This window comes from Pseudomonas sp. LS2P72, assembly GCF_054897865.1.
The window spans coordinates 4211232-4232867 of record NZ_CM142708.1 but is presented as its reverse complement, the minus strand read 5'-3'; the positions used below and the strand labels follow the sequence as shown (position 1 = coordinate 4232867).

General features: G+C 59.0%; 17 protein-coding genes. 8 read left to right on the top strand and 9 right to left on the bottom strand.

What is annotated here, in order from left to right:
- Positions 1 to 49 precede the first annotated feature (49 nt).
- A complete protein-coding gene (locus ACYZUA_RS19225; RefSeq protein WP_461960161.1) occupies positions 50 to 2524 on the top strand; it encodes a TonB-dependent siderophore receptor in 2475 nt (824 codons plus the stop codon).
- A gap of 777 nt (positions 2525 to 3301) precedes the next feature.
- On the opposite strand, the gene lldD is transcribed toward ACYZUA_RS19225, so the two are convergent.
- The 3 genes from lldD to ACYZUA_RS19210 all read right to left on the bottom strand — a co-directional run bounded on the left by lldD (position 3302) and on the right by ACYZUA_RS19210 (position 8067).
- Entirely contained in the window at positions 3302 to 4444 is a 1143-nt protein-coding gene (lldD, locus tag ACYZUA_RS19220) for an FMN-dependent L-lactate dehydrogenase LldD (protein WP_461960160.1), read from the bottom strand.
- Positions 4445 to 4641: 197 nt separating this feature from the next.
- Positions 4642 to 6264 carry an MFS transporter gene (locus tag ACYZUA_RS19215; RefSeq protein ID WP_461960159.1) on the bottom strand — a complete coding sequence of 541 codons (1623 nt, stop codon included), beginning with the start codon at positions 6262 to 6264 and terminating at the stop codon, positions 4642 to 4644.
- Between the two features lie 84 nt (positions 6265 to 6348).
- Positions 6349 to 8067 (bottom strand): GMC family oxidoreductase, encoded by a 1719-nt coding sequence (locus ACYZUA_RS19210; RefSeq protein ID WP_461960158.1) that lies wholly within the window; start codon positions 8065 to 8067, stop codon positions 6349 to 6351.
- 121 nt (positions 8068 to 8188) lie between these two features.
- On the opposite strand from ACYZUA_RS19210, the gene ACYZUA_RS19205 reads away from it, so the two are divergent.
- Positions 8189 to 9073, top strand: coding sequence for a LysR family transcriptional regulator (locus ACYZUA_RS19205; RefSeq protein WP_461960157.1), 885 nt, complete (start codon positions 8189 to 8191; stop codon positions 9071 to 9073).
- A gap of 86 nt (positions 9074 to 9159) precedes the next feature.
- Here the strand turns inward: ACYZUA_RS19205 and ACYZUA_RS19200 are convergent, their stop codons facing one another.
- Entirely contained in the window at positions 9160 to 9564 is a 405-nt protein-coding gene (locus tag ACYZUA_RS19200; protein ID WP_461960156.1) for a carbohydrate-binding module family 20 domain-containing protein, read from the bottom strand.
- 227 nt (positions 9565 to 9791) lie between these two features.
- Here ACYZUA_RS19200 and ACYZUA_RS19195 point away from each other — a divergent pair, with 227 nt between their 5' ends.
- Positions 9792 to 10007: a DUF4287 domain-containing protein gene (locus tag ACYZUA_RS19195; RefSeq protein ID WP_461960155.1), complete on the top strand. Its 216-nt coding sequence runs from the start codon at positions 9792 to 9794 to the stop codon at positions 10005 to 10007.
- Positions 10008 to 10177: 170 nt separating this feature from the next.
- Here the strand turns inward: ACYZUA_RS19195 and ACYZUA_RS19190 are convergent, their stop codons facing one another.
- Positions 10178 to 11281: a DNA alkylation repair protein gene (locus ACYZUA_RS19190; RefSeq protein ID WP_461960154.1), complete on the bottom strand. Its 1104-nt coding sequence runs from the start codon at positions 11279 to 11281 to the stop codon at positions 10178 to 10180.
- A complete protein-coding gene (locus tag ACYZUA_RS19185; RefSeq protein ID WP_461960153.1) occupies positions 11278 to 13101 on the bottom strand; it encodes a monovalent cation:proton antiporter-2 (CPA2) family protein in 1824 nt (607 codons plus the stop codon). Before ACYZUA_RS19185 ends, ACYZUA_RS19190 begins: the two co-directional genes overlap by 4 nt.
- A gap of 253 nt (positions 13102 to 13354) precedes the next feature.
- On the opposite strand from ACYZUA_RS19185, the gene ACYZUA_RS19180 reads away from it, so the two are divergent.
- Positions 13355 to 13819, top strand: a complete 465-nt coding sequence (locus ACYZUA_RS19180; protein WP_461960152.1) for a hypothetical protein — start codon at positions 13355 to 13357, stop codon at positions 13817 to 13819.
- A 163-nt stretch (positions 13820 to 13982) separates the two neighbouring features.
- On the opposite strand, the gene ACYZUA_RS19175 is transcribed toward ACYZUA_RS19180, so the two are convergent.
- Both ACYZUA_RS19175 and ACYZUA_RS19170 read right to left on the bottom strand, forming a co-directional pair.
- A complete protein-coding gene (locus tag ACYZUA_RS19175) occupies positions 13983 to 14306 on the bottom strand; it encodes a protealysin inhibitor emfourin (protein WP_461960151.1) in 324 nt (107 codons plus the stop codon).
- Positions 14303 to 15367: a M4 family metallopeptidase gene (locus ACYZUA_RS19170; RefSeq protein ID WP_461960150.1), complete on the bottom strand. Its 1065-nt coding sequence runs from the start codon at positions 15365 to 15367 to the stop codon at positions 14303 to 14305. The genes ACYZUA_RS19175 and ACYZUA_RS19170 overlap by 4 nt, the downstream gene beginning before the upstream one ends.
- A 146-nt stretch (positions 15368 to 15513) precedes the next feature.
- On the opposite strand from ACYZUA_RS19170, the gene ACYZUA_RS19165 reads away from it, so the two are divergent.
- From ACYZUA_RS19165 to ACYZUA_RS19150, 4 genes are all read left to right on the top strand, one after another.
- Entirely contained in the window at positions 15514 to 15852 is a 339-nt protein-coding gene (locus tag ACYZUA_RS19165; protein ID WP_461960149.1) for an FKBP-type peptidyl-prolyl cis-trans isomerase, read from the top strand.
- A gap of 181 nt (positions 15853 to 16033) precedes the next feature.
- Positions 16034 to 17290: an IS256 family transposase gene (locus tag ACYZUA_RS19160; protein ID WP_461960148.1), complete on the top strand. Its 1257-nt coding sequence runs from the start codon at positions 16034 to 16036 to the stop codon at positions 17288 to 17290.
- A 377-nt stretch (positions 17291 to 17667) separates the two neighbouring features.
- Positions 17668 to 19293 (top strand): methyl-accepting chemotaxis protein, encoded by a 1626-nt coding sequence (locus ACYZUA_RS19155; protein ID WP_461960147.1) that lies wholly within the window; start codon positions 17668 to 17670, stop codon positions 19291 to 19293.
- A 41-nt stretch (positions 19294 to 19334) separates the two neighbouring features.
- The gene (locus tag ACYZUA_RS19150; RefSeq protein ID WP_461960146.1) at positions 19335 to 20522 is read left to right on the top strand and encodes a pyridoxal phosphate-dependent aminotransferase; all 1188 of its coding nucleotides are present in this window, start codon (positions 19335 to 19337) and stop codon (positions 20520 to 20522) included.
- Between the two features lie 116 nt (positions 20523 to 20638).
- On the opposite strand, the gene ACYZUA_RS19145 is transcribed toward ACYZUA_RS19150, so the two are convergent.
- A complete protein-coding gene (locus ACYZUA_RS19145) occupies positions 20639 to 21616 on the bottom strand; it encodes an NAD(P)-dependent oxidoreductase (protein WP_461960145.1) in 978 nt (325 codons plus the stop codon).
- Between the last annotated feature and the right edge of the window lie 20 nt (positions 21617 to 21636).

Sequence of the window (21636 nt, the reverse complement as noted above, 5' to 3'; positions counted from 1 at the left end):
GCTCATCCCTCAGTGAGTTTTTATTGATTGTTTTTGGGGGAGGGTAAGCATGTCTCGGGTGTACACGCCAGGTCGTCTGGCGATTGCGGTGAAGGTTGGATTAGTCGTGGCAACGTCGATTTGCGTATGGCCAGTTGCAGCGACTGCGGCGCCGGCGCAACAACAACATTCGGTGCAATCCTTCGACATTGCGCCTGGCAGTCTGACCGAAGTCCTCAGTCATTTCGCCAGTGCAGCGGGTGCCGCCATTTCCTTTGATGCGCGTCAAACCGTAGGGTTGAAGTCCCCCGGGCTCAAAGGTGCGTTCGGGGTCAGTGAAGGCTTCGCGCGCATTCTTGGCAGCAGCGGCCTGCAAGCCGAGCCCCAGGCCAACGGCACCTACGTACTGCGGCCAGTTCCCGCTGTCGGCTCGGCGCTGGAGTTAGGCGCTACCAACATCAATGGGCAGATGCTGGGCGCGACTACCGAGAACAGCGGCTCGTACACGACGGGAGCGGTGACTATCGGCAAGGGCGAGCACTCCCTGAAAGAGACACCGCAATCGGTTACCGTGATGACCCGCAAGATGCTCGATGACCAGAACCTCAACACCATCGATCAGGTCATGGAAAAGACCCCGGGTATCACCGTCTACGACTCGACCATGGGCGGCAAATATTTCTATTCGCGCGGGTTCCGGATGTCGGGCCAGTACCAGTACGACGGTGTGCCGCTGGACATGGGCAATCTGTATGTTCAGGCCGACAGTTTCAGCGGTGACATGGCGTATTACGACCGCGTCGAAATCCTGCGGGGTGCTGCGGGGATGATGAAAGGCGCGGGTGGCACCGCTGGCGGGGTGAACTTCGTTCGCAAGCGCGGTCAGACCGCCCCACATACCGACATCACTTTGTCCGGCGGCAGTTGGGACAACTATCGCGGGCAGGTCGACACCGGTGGCCCGCTGAATGAGTCCGGTACGATTCGCGGACGCGCCGTCGTCGCCGAGCAGAGCCGACACTACTTCGCTGACGACGCCAGTCGCAAGGATCAGGTGTACTACGGCGCGCTCGACGTTGATCTGAATCTTGATACGACCTTCGGTCTGGGCGTTGCCTATGAAGACATTGACGCCAGTCCTTGTTGGGGTGGCCTGCCGCGTTACAAGGATGGCAGGGATCTGAAACTCAGTCGTTCGACCTGCCTCGACCCTTCCTGGAACACTTGGCGCAGCCAGCGAACCACCGTTTTCAGCGACCTGAAACATCAGATCAATGAAGACTGGGCGTTGAAGGTCGCCAGCGTTTATACAAAGAACACTCAGGACATCAAGTACGCGTTCGCCTCCGGATCAGTGACACCCGGCGTGGACACCACCGGCATGCTCGGCAGTATGTACGACTACGATCAGGTCGATTACGGACTTGATGCCTACGTGGATGGCAAGTTCGGCGCGTTCGGTCAGCAACATGAATTAGTGGCGGGTTTCAACGCCAGCCGTTCGAAAAAAGACGACTTCTACTCGGTGGCGTTTCTGCCGCAGCGGCAGAATGTGTTCAACCCCGACAAGCATATTCCGGAGCCGGACGACAGTTACTTCATCGACAACTCGTCGCGCGGCGGGCCGGTCAATTCAGTCATCCGGCAGAAGGGCGTTTACTCCACTTTGCGCCTGAAGCTGGCGGATCCTCTGACCTTGGTGGTGGGCAGTCGGGTGAGTTGGTACAACTCCGATACCGATTCCCTGTTCATTAATTCCGGCACCTCGGAACATTCCAGCACCACGGAGACTGGTCAGGTCACGCCGTTTGCCGGCCTGCTGCTGGACTTGAACGAAAACCTGACGGCTTACGCCAGCTACTCGGAAATTTTTACCCCGCAAGGCAATTTCCGATCGGAAGACGGATCCGCTCTCAAACCGCTCGTAGGCCAGAGCTATGAACTGGGGATCAAGGGCGCCTGGTTCGACGGTCGCCTGAACAGCTCTTTCAACCTGTTCCGGACTGTCCAGAAGGACCAGGCACAGACTGACTTCAATTCATCCTGCCCGTCCTCGGATGGCTACTGCTACGTCAACGCCGGAAAAGTTCGCGCCCAGGGTTTCGAGGCCGAGATCAGTGGTGAAGTCATCGAGCGACTCCAGTTGCTCGCGGGTTACACCTACACCCAGACCAAAACCCTCGACGACATCGACACCAGCCTCAATGGCGCAGCGTTCAACAGTTATGTGCCTCGGCATGTGTTGCGCATGTGGGGCGATTATGCCCTGAGCGGGCCTCTTGAGCGGTTCACTGTCGGTGCTGGCGTCAACGCGCAGAGCGATAACTTCCGGGTATCTCCGGTCAGCGGAAACAAGATCAGCCAGTCGGGTTATGCGATTTGGAACGGTCGCATCGGCTACCGCATCGACGACACTTGGTCGGTGGCGCTGAACGGCAACAACCTGTTCGACAAGCGCTATTACGCCACCATCGGTACCGAGACCTTCGGTAACTACTACGGTGATCCTCGCAACTTCATGATGTCGGTCAAAGCGAGTTTCTGACGGCGACGGAGATGAAAACGCCCCGTATTGGCGTAATGCTGTTCACTTAAGGTTGGGGTGCATATCCGTTTCTGCGGTCACGGCGGCTATTGGGTTCGCTTTTACAGCGAGTCACTTTGGAAAAGCCCCAAAGTAACCAAAGGGCTTTTGCCCCTTTCGTTCGGTGCCTCGCTCCGGTCCTGCTCCGTGGGCCCGCCGCCATCGGCCATCCATGGCCGGGGGCGGCTAACCCGGCATCCATGCCGGGTTGTCCACTGCGCAGAACCTCCACTCGGCCTCTCGAGGGCGCGGTGCATCAAGATCAAAAGCTGCAGGCGAGCTAACGCTCGGCCTGTTGAGTGGTGAGGAGCGTGCGTACACCCCTCCCGCCTGTAGGAGCTGGAGCTGTCGAGTGAAACGAGGCTGCGATCTTTTGATCTGCTGTGGCTGTGGCTGTGGCTTTTGATCTTGATCTGCTTGCCCCTTTCCCAGAGGCCGAACGCAGGTATTGCGCAGGGGGCACCGCGGCAAGGATGCCGCGGTAGCCGCCCCCGGCCATGGATGGCCGATGGCGGCGGGCCCCCGGAGCAATGCCGGAGTGAGGGCATGCCGAGCCTAGGCGAGGCACCGAATGGCGGGGCAAGAGCCCTTGGTTACTTGGGGCTTTTCCAAGTGACTCGCTGTAAAAGCGAAACCGTAATCAGCCATTACCGCAGAAACGGATATGTCCCCAACTTAAGTGAACAGCATTCCCACATTGGCGAGGCGTTCTCTTGCAGTGGCACAGTTGGGTTCAGCTCATCGAACAGCATCCACCAGCGTAGATTCATCAATCTGGCCAATCGAGGTCACCCCGGTCAAGGTCATGGCGACGCGCATTTCCTTGGCGAAGATATCCAGCATATTCTCCACCCCACGTTGACCATCAGCGGCCAGTGCATAGGCCATTGAACGCCCCAGCAATACGCCTTTCGCGCCCAGGGCCAACATCCGCACGACATCAAGCCCCGAGCGGATGCCCGAGTCGACCAGCACCGTCAAATCATTACCGATGGCTTGCATGATCGGCGGCAATGCCTTGGTGGTGGAGAGCACGCCGTCCAGCTGTCGCCCACCGTGGTTCGACACGACAATGCCGTCCGCGCCAAAGCTGACCGCGTCTCTGGCGTCCTGAGGATCGAGGATGCCTTTGATGATCATCGGGCCTTTCCAGAACTCACGAATCCACTCCAGATCACTCCAGCTGATCGAAGGGTCGAAGTTGTTAGCCAACCAGCCCATGTAGTCTTCGAGCGTGACGGCTTTGCCAAGGTACTTCGAAATATTGCCCAAATCGTGTGGACGCCCCATGACGCCGACGTTGAATGCCCAGTCGGGTTTGGTCATGGCCTGAAGCATGCGCCGCGATGATGCAAAAGGGCCTGACATGCCCGAATGTGCGTCACGGTATCGGGCGCCGGGCGTGGGCATGTCCACGGTAAATACCAGGTTTTTCACACCGGCGGCCTTCGCCCGCTCCAGTGCATTTTTCATGAAGCCTCTGTCCTTCAACACATACAGCTGAAACCAGATGGACTGTTGGCTTTGTGCCGAGACCTCTTCGATCGAGCACACCGAAACCGTTGAAAGGCACAGTGGAATGCCTTTGTTTTCCGCCGCTTTTACCGCCTGCACCTCACCACGGCGGGCGAACATGCCCGTCAGCCCTACCGGGGCCAATATGATCGGCATTGAAAGGGGTTGGTCGAAGAGGGTGGTTTCAAGGCTCAGGGTTTCGACGTTTTTCAGAATGCGCTGACGCAGGCTGATGCCGGTCAGATCAGCGCTATTGGCCCTCAGCGTGTGCTCTGCGTAGGCCCCGCCATCAATGTAATCAAACAAAAAACGTGGGAGTTTGCGACGTGCTGCCTCGCGATAGTCAGATGCGGATGAAATGATCATGGTGCCTCGGTCTGGTGAGTGGCGGGGCTGCCGATGTCGTCGAGCTTACCTGTGGCGAGGGGATTTATCCCCGTTGGGCTGCGAAGCAGGCCTAAACCAGCCGCCTCGGTGTGTCAGAACAATCGAGTCGGCTGGATCGGGGCCGCTTCGCGACCCAACGGGGATAAATCCCCTCGCCACAGGGGATTGTGATGAGATCAGTTTTTATCCAGATCCACGTTCTTGGTCTCACGCAAACAGATCATCCCGACGACCAGACTCACCCCGGTAATCACCACCGGGTACCACAGCCCATAGAAGATGTCCCCGGTATACACCACCAAGGCAAACGATACTGTCGGCAGAAAACCGCCGAACCAACCATTGCCGATGTGGTACGGCAGGGACATCGAGGTGTAGCGGATGCGGGTCGGGAACAGTTCGACCATCAGCGCTGCCAGCGGGCCGTAGCACATGGCAGAGATGATGATCAGCGCCACCATCAGGGCCACGATCATGGACTTGTTGACCTGTTGCGCATCGGCTTGTGACGGATACCCCGCCAATGTCACCGCGCCTCGCAGGGCCGCTTCATCGTAGCCTTCGAGTTTCACTTCACCAACGCTGACCTGCACGGCGCTGCCGGCCGGTGCGGCTTCGCTGTTGTAAGGAAGGCCCTGTTTCACCAGGAAGGTTTTGACCTTGTCGCAAGGACTATCAAATTTCGCCTTGCCCACCGGGTCGAACTGGAAGGTGCAGGTGGCCGGATCCGCCAGCACAGTGATCGGCGCCTGACGGCTCGCCTGGTCGATGGCCGGGTTGGCGTAGTGGGCGATGGACTTGAAGATCGGGAAGTACAGCGCAGTGGCCAGCAGCAGGCCGATCATCAGCACCGGTTTGCGCCCGACTTTGTCCGACAGCCAGCCGAAGAAAATGAAGAACGGTGCGCCGATGATCACGCTGACGATCAGCAGACTGTTGGCCAGCGCCGGGTCCATTTTCAAGAACTGGGTGAGGAAGAACAGCACGTAGAACTGCGCCGCGTAGAAGGTCACGGCTTGCCCGGCGTTGATGCTGAACAGGGCGATCAGGACGACTTTAAGGTTTTCCCATTTGCCGAAGGAATCGCGCAGCGGCGATTTGCAGAGCTTGCCTTCTTCTTTCATTTTCACGAACGCAGGCGACTCGTGCAGGCTCATGCGAATCCAGGTCGAGATGCCCAGCAGAATGATCGAAAACAGGAACGGAATCCGCCAGCCCCAGACTTCAAACTGGTCACCGGTGAAGTAGCGGCAACCGAGCACCACCAGCAGCGACAGCAGCAACCCGAGGGTCGCAGTGGACTGAATCCAGCTGGTGTGGAAGCCGCGTTTACCCATCGGTGCGTGTTCGGCCACGTAAGTGGCAGCGCCGCCATATTCACCGCCAAGGGCCAGGCCCTGCAGCATGCGCAGCACCACGAGGATGATCGGCGCGGCAATGCCGATGCTCGAGTAGGTCGGCAGCAGCCCGACGCAGAAGGTCGCAACGCCCATGAGGATGATGGTCGCAAGGAACGTGTACTTACGCCCGATCATGTCCCCCAACCGGCCGAACACCAAGGCGCCGAACGGTCGCACGATGAAGCCGGCAGCGAAGGCCATCAGCGCAAAGATGAACGCCGTGGTGTCGTTGACCCCGGCAAAGAACTGTTTGCTGATCACCGCCGCGAGGGCGCCATAGAGGAAAAAGTCGTACCACTCGAAGACCGTCCCGAGCGACGAGGCGAAGATGACTTTCTGGGTTTCCTTGCTGGTGCCCGCGCTACGCACGGCTTCCAGGGGCTGAACATGTTCTGACATATCGGTATCCCTCACAGTGATTGTTTTTTTTGTTCCACTGGTGTTGCGTGTTCCTTGCAGGGTTAAAGCTCAATGTCCGTGAATCTAGTGCGACCCCTGTGGGAGCGAGCCTGCTCGCGATGGCGTCGTGTCAGTCAACATAAATGTTGAATGATCCTCCGCTTTCGCGAGCAGGCTCGCTCCCACAGGGATAGTGTTTACAGGAGTGGCCAGGATCAGTTGTGCAGCTTTTTCGGCAATCATCAGCGTAGGCGAACAGGTGTTGCCCGAGGTGATGCGCGGCATGATCGAGGCGTCGGCGATGCGCAGGCCCGGGACGCCATGCACTTTGAGTTGCGCATCGACCACAGCATCCGCGTCGTTGCCCATGCGGCAAGTGCCGACCGGATGGAAGATGGTGGTGCCGATGCGGGCGGCGGCTTCGTGCAATTGCTCTTCGCTCTGGAAGCTGTCGCCGGGCAAGTACTCGACCGGTTTGAACGCTTGCAGGGCCGGTGCGGCGACGATGCGGCGGGTCAGGCGAATGGCATCCGCTGCCACCCGCAAGTCCTCCGGGTGGCTCAAGTAATTGGGTTGAATCAGTGGCGCTTCCTGCGGATCGGTGGAGCGAATCTCGACGCGACCACGGCTTTGCGGGCGCAGATCGCACACCGACGCCGTGAAGGCGGGGAAGGCATGCAATGGCTCACCGAAACGCTCCAGTGACAGCGGTTGAACGTGGTACTCGAGATTCGCCGATGTCTGCTCCGGTCCCGAACGGGCGAAGGCCCCGAGTTGGCTCGGCGCCATGGACAGTGGGCCGCTGCGGTCATACAGGTAACGCAGCCCCATGCCCATCTTGCCCCACAGGCTTCCGGCAATTTGATTCAACGTGCGGGCGTTCTCCAATTTGTAGATCAGCCGCAGTTGCAAGTGATCCTGCAGATTGCCACCCACGCCGGGCAGTTCATGGGCAACGCCAATCCCCAGTTTTTGCAGCAGCGAGCGAGGGCCGATGCCGGAACGTTGAAGGATGCTCGGTGAGCCGACGGCACCGGCGCACAGCACAATCTCTTTGCGCGCCTTGAAGGTTTTCGCCTGACCCTGCCAACGCGCACTGACCGCTGACGCTCGGCCGTTTTCCAGCAGCACTCGATCCACTTCGACGTCAGTTAGCACGGTGAGATTGGGGCGGTTGCGGATCGGTTTGAGAAACGCCTTGGCCGCGTTCCAGCGAATCCCGGCCTTCTGGTTGACCTGGAAGTAGCCGCAGCCTTCATTGTCACCCTGGTTGAAGTCATCGATGCTGGCGATGCCGCTTTGCTCGGCGGCGCTGCGGAAGGCATCGAGAATCGGCCATGACAGCCGCTGACGTTCGATCCGCCATTCCCCGGCGGCACCGTGGAATTCCGAGTCGCCGGCAAAGTGGTTTTCGCTCTTTTTGAACAACGGCAGCACGTCGTTCCAGCTCCAGCCGGGATTGCCCTGAGCCGCCCAGCCGTCGTAGTCGCCGGCCTGGCCGCGCATGTAGATCATGCCGTTGATCGAGGAACAGCCGCCGAGCACCTTGCCACGCGGATAACTCAGGGCGCGGCCTTGCAGGCCGGGTTGCGCTTCGGTCTTGAAGCACCAGTCGGTGCGCGGGTTGCCGATGCAGAACAGATAACCCACGGGGATGTGAATCCACGCATAGTTGTCGCGGCCGCCAGCTTCGAGCAGCAACACCCGATGTTGCGAGTCGGCCGACAACCGATTGGCCAGCAAACAACCGGCCGGGCCGGCACCGACCACGATGTAGTCGTATTCATCCAGGGAAGTCTGCATCCGTGACCTCATGTTGTTGTTCTTGTTGTCGGTCATCCTAGTTGTTAGCTTTCGTCAAAAGAATGTTAGTTTTTGCGCAGCCGCTGTGCGTTTTTAAACAGCCCCACCTCAAGGACGGTTCATGTTCGACTGGAATGACCTGCGGTTTTTTCTCGAGTTGCAGCGCAGCGGGCGTTTGCTCACCGCTGCCCGCCGTTTGAACACCACCCACGCCACCGTGGCCCGGCACATCGAGGCCATCGAAAGGAGCCTCGGCACCGCGCTGTTTGTTCAACACGCCCAGGGTTATGAGCTGACCCCGGCGGGCGAAGCGTTGCTCAAACATGCCGAAGCGATGGAAAACGTCGCGTTGCTGGCGCAGGAAGAAATCACCCAGTCGAGTGCACCGTTAGGCAAGATACGCGTCGGCGTGACGGAAGGGTTGGGCATCATGTTTCTCGCCAGCCGCATGAACGGCCTGTTCGAACGTTATCCGGGTCTGGAAGTGGAGTTGGTGGCGGTGCCGCGCTTTGTCAGCATTCTCAATCGCGAGGCCGAAATCAGCATCCACCTGGAGCGCCCGGCCGCCGACATGCTGGTCACGCGCAAACTGACTGACTATCGATTGGCGCTGTACGCCAGCCAGGCGTATCTCGACCGTTCGCCACCGCTTCGCAGCCGCGAAGACCTCGGTCGCCACGCCTGGATCGGCTATGTCGATGACTTGCTGTTCAGCCAGGAACTGATGTTCCTCAACAGCTTCTGTCGCAATCCGCAGGTGGTGTTTCACAGCACCAGCGTCATCGCCCAGCAACAGGCCGCGCGTTCCGGGTTGGGGATCGCCGTGCTGCCGTGCTACATGGCCAGCGCCGATCCCGGCCTGGTGCCGTTGTTGCCGGATGAGAGTATTCAGCGCAGCTACTGGATCAGCACGCGGCGGGAGCTGCACAAATCCGTGCGGCTGCGCGTGTTGTGGGATTACGTGGTGGGGTTGTGTGAGGCGGAGCAGGGGTTGTTGATGGGGTAACCAACATCAACATATGTCCGAACGCGGCCCGATCTTTTGATCGTGGGAGCGTGTCAGATTCACTTTCCCATAACTTCACTCACGCCTCAGAACGTGCCGATACTCTTTGTGCGGAAAACCAACTTCACCGTGTTGTTTTTGGCGGGCTGCCATTTCACGTCGGTCGGGTCGTTTTCTTTGCGCACGATACACTTCCATTCCACATCTTTGCCGTCGTCCGTGCCTGGGAAAAGTACCTTGCCGGTCCATGTGGAGTTGTTAGGGGTGGGGTTAGGGTCGAGCTTTACGGCCTTGGCCGGATCCCAACTCCCTAGCTCCGGATGGTTGCCGACAACATACACGCTGTAGTCCGGCACCTTGTTGCTGTTATCGCATTGAAATTCCACTTCGTCTTTTAAGGGCACCCACGTGACACCTAGGGCATCGCGGAACACCGGTAGCATTGCCAACAAGCAAACGCCCAGCGGCAATAGGTAACGATTGCGAGACATGATGAACACCTCAATTCATTCCAGTGGACGCAGCTTAGTCCCGGCAAAACTGAAAGTGACCTGTTAGAAATGACAGTTCTTTAGAGCGTTTCGAGATAGCTTCAATCGTTACTTATTAACTGCGAGCTTGTTTGCGCTGGACAGCGCAGCTGTCCTGGCCTTCAATTCGTGGGTTGAAGACAAGGAGCGTCCGCCGACACTCCGTCGCGATAAAGGGAGCTTGCAGCATGACCGAAGATACAAAAGTGAAAGGCCCGGCGTCGTACTTCCCGTCAATCGAGAAAAAGTACGGGCAGCCAATCAGCCACTGGCTGGGTCTGCTCGGAACAGTGAGCGCAAAGAAGCATATGGAAATGGTGGCCTGGCTGAAGACTGAACACGGTATGGGGCATGGCCATGCGAATGCGTTGGTTGCGCATTATTTGGCGAGCGCTAAAACGTGAGCCACCTGTAAGCGGCTCGCAACGTGGCATGGCTATGGGAATACTCGGTGGAGTTGTCCCCCTGTAGGAGCGAACGGGCGGCGATCCGAGTTGCTCGCGATGAACGAATACGCGGTATGCCAGACCTGACGCCATCGCGAGCTAGCTTTGCTCCTACAGACGTTCTTGCTTCAGGCGAGGATTTCGAATGAGGTGCTGGCCAGGCGCTCCCCATTCACCATCACGTGCACGGCGTGTTTGCCCACGTAGTGTTTGCGGGTGGTGAGTTCCTTGATGTGCTGACCCCGGGCGATGGTCTCGGTCGCCTTGCCGGGAAGCGTCAGCGCCTTGAGCTTGAACACCTTCGCTGACGTGCTGCCGTTGGCTTTTACGTAATCGATGGCGTAGTCGATCACCAGTCGTTGACTGTCCTCGACCGTGGATTTCACGGCGAAGGACAGGGTGATTTTTTCACCCAGACGAATCACCGCCGGTTCGACCTTCACATCGATGATCTCGACCTCAGGCTTGCCGCCCGCGCCAATGATCGCCAATGCGCGTTGATTGCCCTGTTTGATCAGGCTGCGCAGCGCGTGTTTGGCGATCCATGCGGTGTGTTTGTTGTCCAGCGACCAGCCTTCGATCAAGTCCAGCACCCACTCCGGATGATCCTTGGTGATGTCGTTGAGGTGGTTGGCCACGGACTTGCGCACGTAGAGGCTGTTGTCGGCCTTGAGGTTATCGAGGATCGCCGCCGCCAATGTTGGGTCAGCCTGAATCTGTTCCAGTCGAAACGACCATGGCAGGCGCGGTCGGCTGCCCTCGCTGGCCAGGCGACGGACGTGTTCGTTTTCGTCCAGGGACCAATCGTGCATGACCGCCAGGGAGCGTTCGATGTTGCTGCGCAGGAAATGGCGGATCGCGAACTCCGAGGAGCCGAACGCAGTGAAATATTTCAGCGCGTCCATGGATTGTTCGAAGGCATGTCCGCCGTACGTCGCAACGTAATGCGGTAATGAAATGCTGACGAAACCGCTGTTCAGCCGCGGAGCGAGGGCGCGCAGCACTTCAAGCGTCTCTTCATAGCTCAACGGCAGGACCGCGTGCAGGCACTCGCTGACCCGGGCCATGCGCTGCATGATTGATAAATCGGCAAGCCCGTCGTTGGCCAGTGTCAGGAAGGCCTTGGCGTTGAACGCGGGGTAGACGGCGGTCATCTCGGTGGCGATGTGCTTGAGGCGTTCGGCGTTGAAGATTTCTTTTAGAGCGGGGGGGCTTTGATCTGCATTGCTCATCGAGGTGTCCTTATGATCGATCCCGATTCTTCTTCCAGCTGATCCGACTCAAACAACCTCGCCAGTTCCGCCCGGGCTTCCTGCGCCGTCTGCAATACCTTCGCCGCATCATCATAAATCGCGTGCTGGGCCTCCAGCACTTGCTCGTCGTGATGCTTGAAACGCTTGATCCGCGCATCTGCCTGAGCCTGAGTCAGTCCCAGGCCGACCAGCGTGCGCCGGCTCATTTCCAGACTCGAATAATAGGTTTCCCGAATGGCCTCGGCGCCAAGGTCCACCAAACGATGCACATGCTGGCGGTTACGCGCCCGGGCGATGATTTTGATGTGCGGATAGAGTTTGTGCACCAGTTCGGCGGTCTTGATGTTGGTGTCCGGGTCGTCGGTGGCGATGACAAAGTATTCCGCCTGCTCGACCTTGGCCGCGCTGAGGATCTCCGGGCGCATCGGGTCGCCGTAGAACACCGGCACACCACCGAAGCTGCGCGACAGTTCGATGGTTTCCACCGAGGTGTCGAGGGCGACGAACTTGATGTTCTGCGCGCGCAAAATCCGCGCAACGATCTGCCCCATACGGCCCATGCCGGCGATCACCACGCGTGGCGTGTCGGTATCGATTTCGCGGAATTTCTCCGGCACCACCACCGGTTGAACCTTGGGGCTGACCAGTCGCGCACACAACAGCAACAGCAGCGGCGTCACCGCCATGGACAACGTGATGGTCAGCACCAGCAAATCGTACAGGCGCGGCTCGAACAGTCCCTGGTCGCGGCCGATCTTGAACACCACAAACGCAAACTCACCACCGGCCGCGAGCACGATGCCGAGGCGAATCGCACTGACCTTGCCCAAGCCACCGGCCAGCCGACCGACGACAAACAGCAGCGGCAGTTTGATTGCGATCAGCAGCAAGGTCAGGCCCAGCACCGTAATCGGCGCGCTCAGGAGCAGACTCAGATTGGCACCCATGCCGACGCTGATGAAAAACAGCCCCAGCAGCAATCCCTTGAACGGTTCGATTTGCGCTTCCAGTTCGTGGCGGTATTCGGAGTCCGCCAGCAACAACCCGGCGAGGAACGCCCCCAATGCCATGGACACGCCGACCAGGTCCATCAGCCACGCCGTACCGATCACCACCAGCAACGCGGTGGCGGTCGAGACTTCCGGCAAACCGGTCTTGGCCACCACCCGGAACACCGGTCGCAGCAGATACCGCCCACCGATCACCACCACCGCGATGCTGCCCAGCACGCGCAAGCCGTGATTGAAGCCTTCGCCGCCGCTGCTGGTGTGATCGCCGCCCGCCAGCAACGGCACCATGGCGATCAACGGGATAGCGGCGATGTCCTGGAACAGCAGAATCGCGAATGCCAAGCGCCCGTGGGGGCTGGTCAGCTCTTTGCGCTCGGCCAGGCTTTGCAAACCGAACGCAGTGGACGACAGCGCCAGGCCCAAGCCCAGCACGATCGCGCTGTTCAACGGTTGGCCGAACACGAACAACGCCAGCACGCCAATCACCGAGCCCGTCAGCAGTACTTGCGCCAGGCCGACGCCGAACACTGATTTGCGCATCACCCACAAACGTCGCGGTGAGAGTTCAAGGCCAATGATGAACAGCAGCAACACCACCCCGAGTTCGGAAATGTGGCTGACGCTTTGCGGATTGCCAATCAAGCCCAGCACCGACGGGCCAATGATCACGCCGGCAAACAGATAACCCAGCACCGCCCCCAGCTGCAGGCGCTTGGCCAAGGGAACGGTGAGCACCGCCGCGAACAGAAACACGACAGCGGCTTGCAACAGGTTGCCTTCATGGGGCATAGCGAAACTCCAGGGACTCGGTACGGCGGGGCGGTAAGGATAAAGGCTTGAGAAGAATGCGTCATGCCAATGCAATCGCAAATCACAGCAACAAGGAATGATTCAGTGATTACCAACGGGACGATTATTGATATCACGCCAGTGGAGCGTTAGGCCGCCAGTAACAATTGGCCAGGGACGGTAGATTGAAATTGCACGCCGTTCCGGTAAAGATCGGCGTCGATTTTGTTGGCTGGATGTCAGGAGCGACTCATTGGAAAAGAAACCTCTTTACCGCAAGGTCAATACCCGCACTTGGGGTGTCCGACGTAATGAAATCACGGGACATTACCGGCATCTGCGCAATACCAGGACTGAAATCCAAAACGATGCTTCGCGAGGCTCAATGCATGGAACTCGTCAGCACGGGTTCGACTACACGCCGTTGTTTCGGTTTCTGCTATCTCGAGTCGGTGGGCAATGGGATGAGGTTTTCAGCGAAGCGGTGGCTCGCCTCGATCGGCCTGAGCCGGTGTTCTGGATGGTTGCCCTGCAGGAAAGCGAAAGGCAGGAGCAGGTGCGATTAGGAGAGTCGAGCTACTTCAGTGGCTTGTATGTCGATGATCAGGGGCGTTTGCGGATCGTCAATCCTGAGCTGACGGCCGAAGGCATGACACCTTATTGTCATTGTTGCACTCACACCTTCAACGGCATTCCTTTCGGCCAGCGCAAGGACTGAACGCGCAATTCCCCGGCCCGGACCCTGGCCCGATCGTCAAGGTGAACACATGAGCAAAACAGGGCGTAGGAGGGCGTTACTTCGTCGATCTTGAAGCCGAGATGCGCCTATGTTAGTTCACACGGCCTTCGATCATCAGCCTCTATTACGAAGGGCGCCAACCTTATAGCAGTTCACCTTTGTCCCACAGATGCACCAATTCCCCTGGCGCCTGATCTTCGGGAACCTTCATCACCATCCGGTCGTCCTGCTCGCCGCTGCGGTAGCGCACTTCGATTTGATAGAAGCGCTGATCGCCCCGGCCGGCGGATGAACTCGTCATAAGCAGGCAACCCTCGAGCAACGAGCAGATGCGGGTGCGTTGGTCGGCATTGCATTGGGCGAATTCGATTTCTCGGGGGCGGGTCAAGCTGTGGATCGCCGCCACGCCGCCCTGGCGGGAGACACAGACCACCGCGTTATCGTCCAGTGTTGGCAAGGTTTTCATGGATCCTCCAGCGTCAGGTCGACGCCCACTTCAGACCAGCCGTGTCGCACCGCCTCGACTGCCTTTGCCCCAAACCCTTGCCGGGCATGCTCGACGGTCAGTTGCGCGAAGGCACTGAATGTCGATTCGCTACTCAGGCGTTTGTCGCACAGCGAGTCGTACCAGATGCGGCCGGTTCTTTCCCAGGCAAAGCCGCCCAGTGCTATCGCGGCCAGATAAAACGCCCGATTGGGGATGCCCGAATTGATGTGCACCCCTCCATTGTCTTCTTGAGTGATGACGAACCTGCGCATGTGATCCGGTTGCGGATCCTTGCCGAGCAACGGATCGTCATAGGCCGTGCCCGGATGGGCCATCGAGCGTAAACCGATACCTTTGATACGCGGTGCCAGCAAGTCGGCGCCGATCAGCCAGTCAGCCTCTTCGGCGGTCTGGCCCAGTACATGTTGTTTGATCAATACCCCGAACACGTCCGAAATCGATTCATTCAATGCCCCGGACTGGTTGGCATAGACCAGACCGGCTTCACTTTCGATCACGCCATGCGCCAATTCGTGACCGATCACATCCAGAGAACGGGTGAAGCGTTCGAAGATTTCGCCATCGCCGTCACCAAACACCATTTGCGCGCCATTCCAGAACGCGTTCTCGTAATCCTGGCCGTAATGCACGCTGCCGATCAGGGCAAAACCCTTGTTGTCGATGGAGTCCCGACCCAGCACCTTCCAGAAGAAATCATAGCTGGCGCCCATTGCGACGTAGGCCTCGTCGACCGCCGGATCGCCGGTTGCCACCTGACCTTCAAGCCGCACAGGCATTCCCGGCAGAAGCATTTTCCCTTGCGCGTCATGAATGCTGCGTTGCGCCAGGCCGGGGCGGCCGGGCAGCGGCAGGATCGCTTTGGCGGGTGGTTGCGATGGCGGGCCGGGATTGTGCCGCAGACGGCGGACATGGATCAGCGTGGTCTGGGCGCTGGTGCGCTGACGGTCGGAACCGTGGGCGATGATTCGGTTGAGGATGTAGGGCGGGATGAAACTGTACAGCGGTGAAGAGTCGGTCATCAGAGCATCCTTTCCTGAACACGAAGTCGTTATTCATGTGAGCCAAATGACGGTCTTTCGGTTCCGTGGATTGCCTTGCGCGCCGGTTTCTGCGAAAACCTCCGTCCGCGCCCCAATCACTGGGCGACAGTGAACGAGTAGGAATCATGAACAACGAGTTGCAAATCATTGACCTTGAGCCGGGCGACGGCAAAGCCGCCGTCAAAGGCGCGCTGATTACCACCCAATACCGCGGCTGGCTGGAAGACGGGACTGAATTCGATTCTTCCTACAGCCGGGGTAAACCTTTCCAGTGCGTGATTGGCACCGGTCGGGTGATCAAGGGTTGGGATCAGGGGATTATGGGCATGCAGGTCGGCGGCAAGCGCAAATTGCTGGTGCCGGCGCATCTGGCCTACGGTGAACGGACCATGGGCAAGATCACGCCGAACTCGAACCTTATTTTCGAGATTGAATTGCTGGAAGTGCTGACCCGCGATGATTGATTGTTGTCTTGGATTTGAAGGTCAAAAGATCGCAGCGTGCGATCTTTTGATGTTGATTTTGCATGTTAAGTGAACGTCTTGATATCAACGAGCGTGTCTGCCGTGTCTATTCCCGCGAGGGTGTAATTAGTTTTGTGTAAACGGTCATTTGGCAGGAGACTGCCTACCCCAAGGAAATCCAATGACCGAGCCAAAACCCAAGCGCGCCAAACGAGTCAAGCCTGATCCTGAACTGGTTAAACTGGCCGACAGTCTGCTGGCCAACTACAAAAAGCCCGAAGATCTGATCGGCGAAAACGGCCTGCTCAAACAGCTCACCAAGATGCTGGTGGAGCGGGCCCTTGAAACCGAGATGACCGAACACTTGGGGCACGACAAAAGCGCAGCGATCACCAACACCGCCGCCAATGCGCGCAACGGTCACAGCGGTAAAACCCTGAAGGGCGACTTCGGCGAACTGCCGCTCGACATCCCTCGCGACCGGCAGGCGTCCTTCGAGCCGCAGTTGGTGGCCAAGCATCAAACCCGCTGGACGGGCTTCGATGACAAAGTCATCTCTCTCTACGCTCGCGGTTTGAGTGTCAGAGAAATCCAGGCTCACTTACAGGAAATGTACGGCACAGAGGTCTCTCCCAGCCTGATCTCGGCGATTACCGACGCGGTGAGTGACGAGGTCAAGCTGTGGCAAGCCAGACCACTGGACGCGCTGTACCCGATCCTCTATCTGGACTGCATTCACGTCAAAGTGCGTGACGCTGGCGCCGTGCGCAACAAGGCGGTTTACCTGGCTATCGGCGTCAATATGGCCGGTCACAAGGAAGTGCTGGGTCTGTGGATCGCTCAAACCGAAGGCGCGAAGTTCTGGCTGCAAGTGGTGACCGAACTCAAGAATCGGGGCGTGCAGGACATCTTCATCGCCTGCGTGGACGGTCTCAAAGGTTTCCCTGAAGCCATTGAAGCCGTCTACCCAAAAGCCGTCGTTCAGCTGCGCATCGTGCACATGGTGCGCAACAGCTTGAACTTCGTGTCGTGGAAAAAGCAGCGAGAGGTGGCGGCTGATCTCAAACTGATTTACACCTCGGCAACCGCCGAATTGGCCGAACAACGACTCTGCGAATTTGAAGCCAAATGGGATGCCGAGTACCAGTCGATCAGCCTGTCATGGCGGCGAAACTGGGCTCGGGTGATCCCGTTTTTTGACTATCCAGCCGAAATTCGCAAGGTGATTTACACCACCAATGCCATCGAATCGATCAACATGAGCCTGCGCAAAGTGATCAAAACGCGCGCCTCATTTCCGACCGATGACGCGGTGATGAAACTGTTTTATCTGGCGCTGAACAACATCAGCAAGAAGTGGACGATGCCGATCCGGGACTGGAAAGCGGCCTTGAATCGCTTCAGTATCCAGTTCGAAGATCGGCTGTTAACGGTTTAATAAAAATCCCGTTTACACAAAATCTAGGACACCCTCCTCACCCCAGCCCTCTCCCCAAAGGGGAGAGGGGGAAAGGGGGCCGATCTTCGTGCTTTTCAAAACTTGAGTTCGGCTCAAAACTTTCAGGTCGATGTACTTCGAAAAAACACCTCGGTCAGTTCCCTCTCCCTCCGGGAGAGGGTTAGGGTGAGGGCGGTTCCAAACTTGAAATATATTTCTCAACGCCCCGCAAAAATTCTCAACTCCAGCCGATACAGATATCAGGCCCACACAAACCTATTCCAACAGTGGCGCCAAACTGAACGCGCGTGCGCCACCGCCCGCCCTTCAGCGATCACGCAAGGATGCTCGTAGCTCCATCACCCGAGAATCATCCTATGTCACTGCGTAATCTGAATATCGCGCCTCGAGCCTTCCTCGGTTTTGCTTTCATTGCCTTGCTCGTCATCGTGCTGGGTGTGTTTGCCGTGAACCGCATGACGAGCATCCACCAAGCCTCCATCGAAATGGAAACCACGCAGCTGCCCAGCGTCGGGTTTCTCGGCAACCTGACGGAAAACGTTTTGCGTCTGCGCATTCTCTCGTTCCGGGTGTTGGTCAACCGTGATCCGAACGCCTTGCAGGAAGCCCAGACACGGATCGGCGTGCTGGTCGACAAGGTTCGCAGCGCACAATCCAGTTATGCCGCGTTGTCGGCCACCCCGGAAGAAGCCGCGCTGTACAAGACCTTCACGGCCACGCTGGACAGCTACATGCAAGCCCAGAACCAGATGCTGGAGCTGTCGCGGCAGAACAGGCTCGATGAGATGCGCACGCTGATCAACACCCGGATCAAGGACGGTACGGACCAGATGGGCGAGCAATTGAACAAACTGGTGGCGATGAATAATGCCGATGCGAAAACCGCCTCGGCCGCAGCGGGCGAGCAGTACCGCAGCGCGATTACCGGCATCATCGCCGTGGCGGTGATTGCGGCGCTGATGACCGTGCTGCTGGCCTGGCTGCTGACCCGCAGCATCGTCACACCGCTGAACCGTGCTTTGCAGGCGGCGCAAACCATTGCGGGCGGCAACCTGACCAACGTCATCGAGGTCGACGGCAAAGACGAACCGGCCCGTTTGCTCGGTGCCTTGTCCGCGATGCAGGCCAGCCTGCGCAAAACCATCGAACAGATCGCCGGTTCCGCCACCCAACTGGGTGCCGCCGCTGAAGAACTCAGCACCGTCACCCAAGAAGCGTCCCGCGGTCTGCAACAGCAGACCAACGAAATCGAACAGGCCGCCACCGCGGTCAACGAAATGACCGCCGCCGTGGAAGAAGTGGCGCGCAACGCGGTGTCGACGTCCGAGGCCTCGAACCAGTCGACCCAGGCCGCCCGCGAAGGTCGTGACCGGGTGGTGGAAACTGTCGGCGCGATCCAGACCATGACCCACGATGTGCAAAACACCTCGGTGATGATCGAAGGCCTGGCCGCTCAGGGGCGCGACATCGGCAAGGTGCTCGACGTGATCCGCGCCATCGCCGAGCAAACCAACCTGCTGGCGCTGAACGCCGCGATCGAAGCCGCCCGTGCCGGTGAAGCCGGGCGTGGTTTTGCGGTGGTGGCCGACGAGGTTCGGGCGCTGGCCCATCGCACCGCGCAATCGACCCAGGAAATCGAAAAAATGGTCGCCGGCATCCAGAACGGCACCGGCCAAGCGGTCGCGTCGATGCAACAGAGCAATCAACGCACCCAAAGCACTCTGGAAATGGCCCGCGCCGCCGGCGTTGCGCTGGAGCAGATCACGCAGTCGATCCAATTGATCAACGAGCGCAACCTGGTGATCGCCAGCGCGTCCGAAGAACAGGCCCAGGTATCCCGCGAAGTCGACCGCAACCTGGTGAACATCCGCGACCTGGCCACCCAGTCCGCCGCTGGTGCCAACCAGACCAGCGCCGCGACGCACGAACTGTCGCGCCTGGCCGTGGATTTAAATGCCATGGTGGCGCGTTTCGTGATTTGAGATAGGGTTGTGGCTTGGAACCCGCGCGACTGGAGAATTACATGCGCTATTCAGCCTTGACCAAACGAATCGCCGGTGACGGCGCTGCGGCCTGGCAGATTCATGACCGAGCACTGGAACTACTTGAGCAAGGCGTTGATGTGCTGTTGCTATCGATCGGCGATCCCGACTTCGATACGCCGCAGCCCATCGTTCAGGCGTGCATCGATAGCTTGTTGGCCGGTGACACCCACTACCCGTCAGTACGTGGCAGTCGGGGGTTGCGCGATAGCATTGCCAACCGTCATCGACGTCGCAGTGGTCAAGCGGTGGATGCCGATCATGTGATCGTGCTGCCGGGTGCTCAGTGTGCGGTGTATTCGGTCGCGCAGTGCCTGCTCGACCCGGGCGATGAAGTGATCGTCGCCGAACCGATGTACGTGACGTATGAGGGCGTGTTCGGTGCCTGCGCGGCCAAAGTGGTGCCGGTGGCGGTGCGCCCGGAGAACGGCTTTCGGGTCGATCCGGCGGATGTCGCGGCGCTGATCACACCCAAGACCCGCGCCATTTTGCTAAACAGTCCGAACAATCCTTCCGGCGCCAGTTTGCCGCTGATGGTCTGGCAGGAACTGGCATCGCTGTGTGTTCGTCACGACCTGTGGCTGATCAGCGATGAGGTCTACAGCGATCTGTTGTATGAAGGCGAACACATCAGCCCGGCCAGTCTGCCGGGCATGGCCGAGCGCACCGCGACCATCAATAGCCTGTCCAAATCCCACGCCATGAGTGGTTGGCGCGTGGGCTGGGTGATCGGGCCGAAACCCTTGGCCGAACACTTGGTGCATCTGTCGTTATGCATGCTGTTTGGCATTCCGGATTTCATTCAGAACGCCGCGCAATTGGCGCTGGATGAGGACCTGCCGGAAGTGGCGTTGATGCGCGAGGAGTATCGCCAGCGTCGCGACCTGGTGTGCGCGAGCCTGAATGATTGCCCGGGCATTCGGCCGATCCGGCCTGATGGCGGGATGTTCGTGATGATCGATGTGCGCCAGACCGGGCTTGGCGCCCAGGGTTTTGCCGAGCGATTGCTGGAGGGTTATGGCGTGTCGGTGCTGGCCGGTGAAGCGTTCGGGCCGAGTGCGGCGGGGCATATTCGATTGGGGTTGGTGGTGGATCAGCTGAAACTGGCGGATGCGTGCCAGCGGATTGCGTTGTGTGCGGCGGACCTTCTGGAAGCTCGTCGAGCCTGAAGATTGATCCTGGCTTTGATGGCCTCATCGCGAGCAGGCTCGCTCCCACAGGAGAACGCATTCCAGATGTGGGAGCGAGCCTGCTCGCGATGGCTGCCTGACAGGCGCCGAATTCCTCAGCCTTTCCACGCCCCGACATTCACCAGATTTTTCGGCCGCTCACCCGCCAGCGCCGCCAGCAGATTGTCCACCGCACACGTGGCCATCGCCTCCCGCGTTTCATGCGTCGCCGAGCCAATGTGCGGCGTCGCCACCACGTTGTTCAGCTGCAACAGCGGCGAGTCGGTGTTCAGCGGCTCGCGTTCGAACACATCCAGCCCCGCAGCGCGAATCTGCCCGTCACGCAAGGCCTGAATCAGCGCCGCCTCGTCCACCACCTTGCCCCGTGAAATATTGATGAAGATGGTTTCGGGGCGCATCAGGGCAAATTGATCGGCCCCGATCAGTCCTTCGGTTTCAGCCGTCAGCGGCAATGTCAGGCAAACGAAATCCGCCTGCTGCAACAGCGCCGGCAGGCTGCGGTATTGTGCGTTGAACCGCTGCTCGACTGCCGGTTTCGGTGAGTGGCTGTGATAGATAACCGGCATGCCAAAACCGAAATGCCCACGCTGGGCCAGGGCCTCACCGATCCGCCCCATGCCAATGATGCCCAGGGTTTTACCGTGTACATCGCTACCGAACTGCGCCGGGCCGATGTTGCGGTTCCACTGGCCGGCGCGAACCATGTTTGCCAGTTCCACCACGCGCCGGGCGGTCGCCAGAATCAGCGCGAAACCGGTGTCGGCGGTGGTTTCGGTGAGCACGTCCGGGGTGTTGCTGAGCAGGATCCGTCGCTCGGTCAGGTAGTCGATGTCGTAGTTGTCGACCCCCACGGACACGCTGGCGATGGCCTCCAGGTCAGGTGCCAGATCCAACAATCCGGCATCCAGTTTAAGACTCGCACCGAGCAACCCGTGAACACGGGGCAGGGCCTCGCGCAGCGTTGCCAGGCCGTCGGCATTGAGGTTGTCGATCAGCGTCACCTCGGTCTGCTCGTGCAGGCGAGCCATCAGCAGCGGCGAGAGTTTCTTGTACAGCACAACCTGCTTTTTCATCGTCATCATCTCAATTTCAA

What these genes read in the sequence shown, in the direction of transcription:
- ACYZUA_RS19225 (WP_461960161.1), top strand. Translation starts at nt 50, where the DNA reads ATGTCTCGGGTGTACACGCCAGGTCGTCTGGCGATTGCGGTGAAGGTT.
- lldD (WP_461960160.1), bottom strand. Translation starts at nt 4,444, where the DNA reads ATGATCATTTCATCCGCATCTGACTATCGCGAGGCAGCACGTCGCAAA.
- ACYZUA_RS19215 (WP_461960159.1), bottom strand. Translation starts at nt 6,264, where the DNA reads ATGTCAGAACATGTTCAGCCCCTGGAAGCCGTGCGTAGCGCGGGCACC.
- ACYZUA_RS19210 (WP_461960158.1), bottom strand. Translation starts at nt 8,067, where the DNA reads ATGCAGACTTCCCTGGATGAATACGACTACATCGTGGTCGGTGCCGGC.
- ACYZUA_RS19205 (WP_461960157.1), top strand. Translation starts at nt 8,189, where the DNA reads ATGTTCGACTGGAATGACCTGCGGTTTTTTCTCGAGTTGCAGCGCAGC.
- ACYZUA_RS19200 (WP_461960156.1), bottom strand. Translation starts at nt 9,564, where the DNA reads ATGTCTCGCAATCGTTACCTATTGCCGCTGGGCGTTTGCTTGTTGGCA.
- ACYZUA_RS19195 (WP_461960155.1), top strand. Translation starts at nt 9,792, where the DNA reads ATGACCGAAGATACAAAAGTGAAAGGCCCGGCGTCGTACTTCCCGTCA.
- ACYZUA_RS19190 (WP_461960154.1), bottom strand. Translation starts at nt 11,281, where the DNA reads ATGAGCAATGCAGATCAAAGCCCCCCCGCTCTAAAAGAAATCTTCAAC.
- ACYZUA_RS19185 (WP_461960153.1), bottom strand. Translation starts at nt 13,101, where the DNA reads ATGCCCCATGAAGGCAACCTGTTGCAAGCCGCTGTCGTGTTTCTGTTC.
- ACYZUA_RS19175 (WP_461960151.1), bottom strand. Translation starts at nt 14,306, where the DNA reads ATGAAAACCTTGCCAACACTGGACGATAACGCGGTGGTCTGTGTCTCC.
- ACYZUA_RS19170 (WP_461960150.1), bottom strand. Translation starts at nt 15,367, where the DNA reads ATGACCGACTCTTCACCGCTGTACAGTTTCATCCCGCCCTACATCCTC.
- ACYZUA_RS19165 (WP_461960149.1), top strand. Translation starts at nt 15,514, where the DNA reads ATGAACAACGAGTTGCAAATCATTGACCTTGAGCCGGGCGACGGCAAA.
- ACYZUA_RS19160 (WP_461960148.1), top strand. Translation starts at nt 16,034, where the DNA reads ATGACCGAGCCAAAACCCAAGCGCGCCAAACGAGTCAAGCCTGATCCT.
- ACYZUA_RS19155 (WP_461960147.1), top strand. Translation starts at nt 17,668, where the DNA reads ATGTCACTGCGTAATCTGAATATCGCGCCTCGAGCCTTCCTCGGTTTT.
- ACYZUA_RS19150 (WP_461960146.1), top strand. Translation starts at nt 19,335, where the DNA reads ATGCGCTATTCAGCCTTGACCAAACGAATCGCCGGTGACGGCGCTGCG.
- ACYZUA_RS19145 (WP_461960145.1), bottom strand. Translation starts at nt 21,616, where the DNA reads ATGAAAAAGCAGGTTGTGCTGTACAAGAAACTCTCGCCGCTGCTGATG.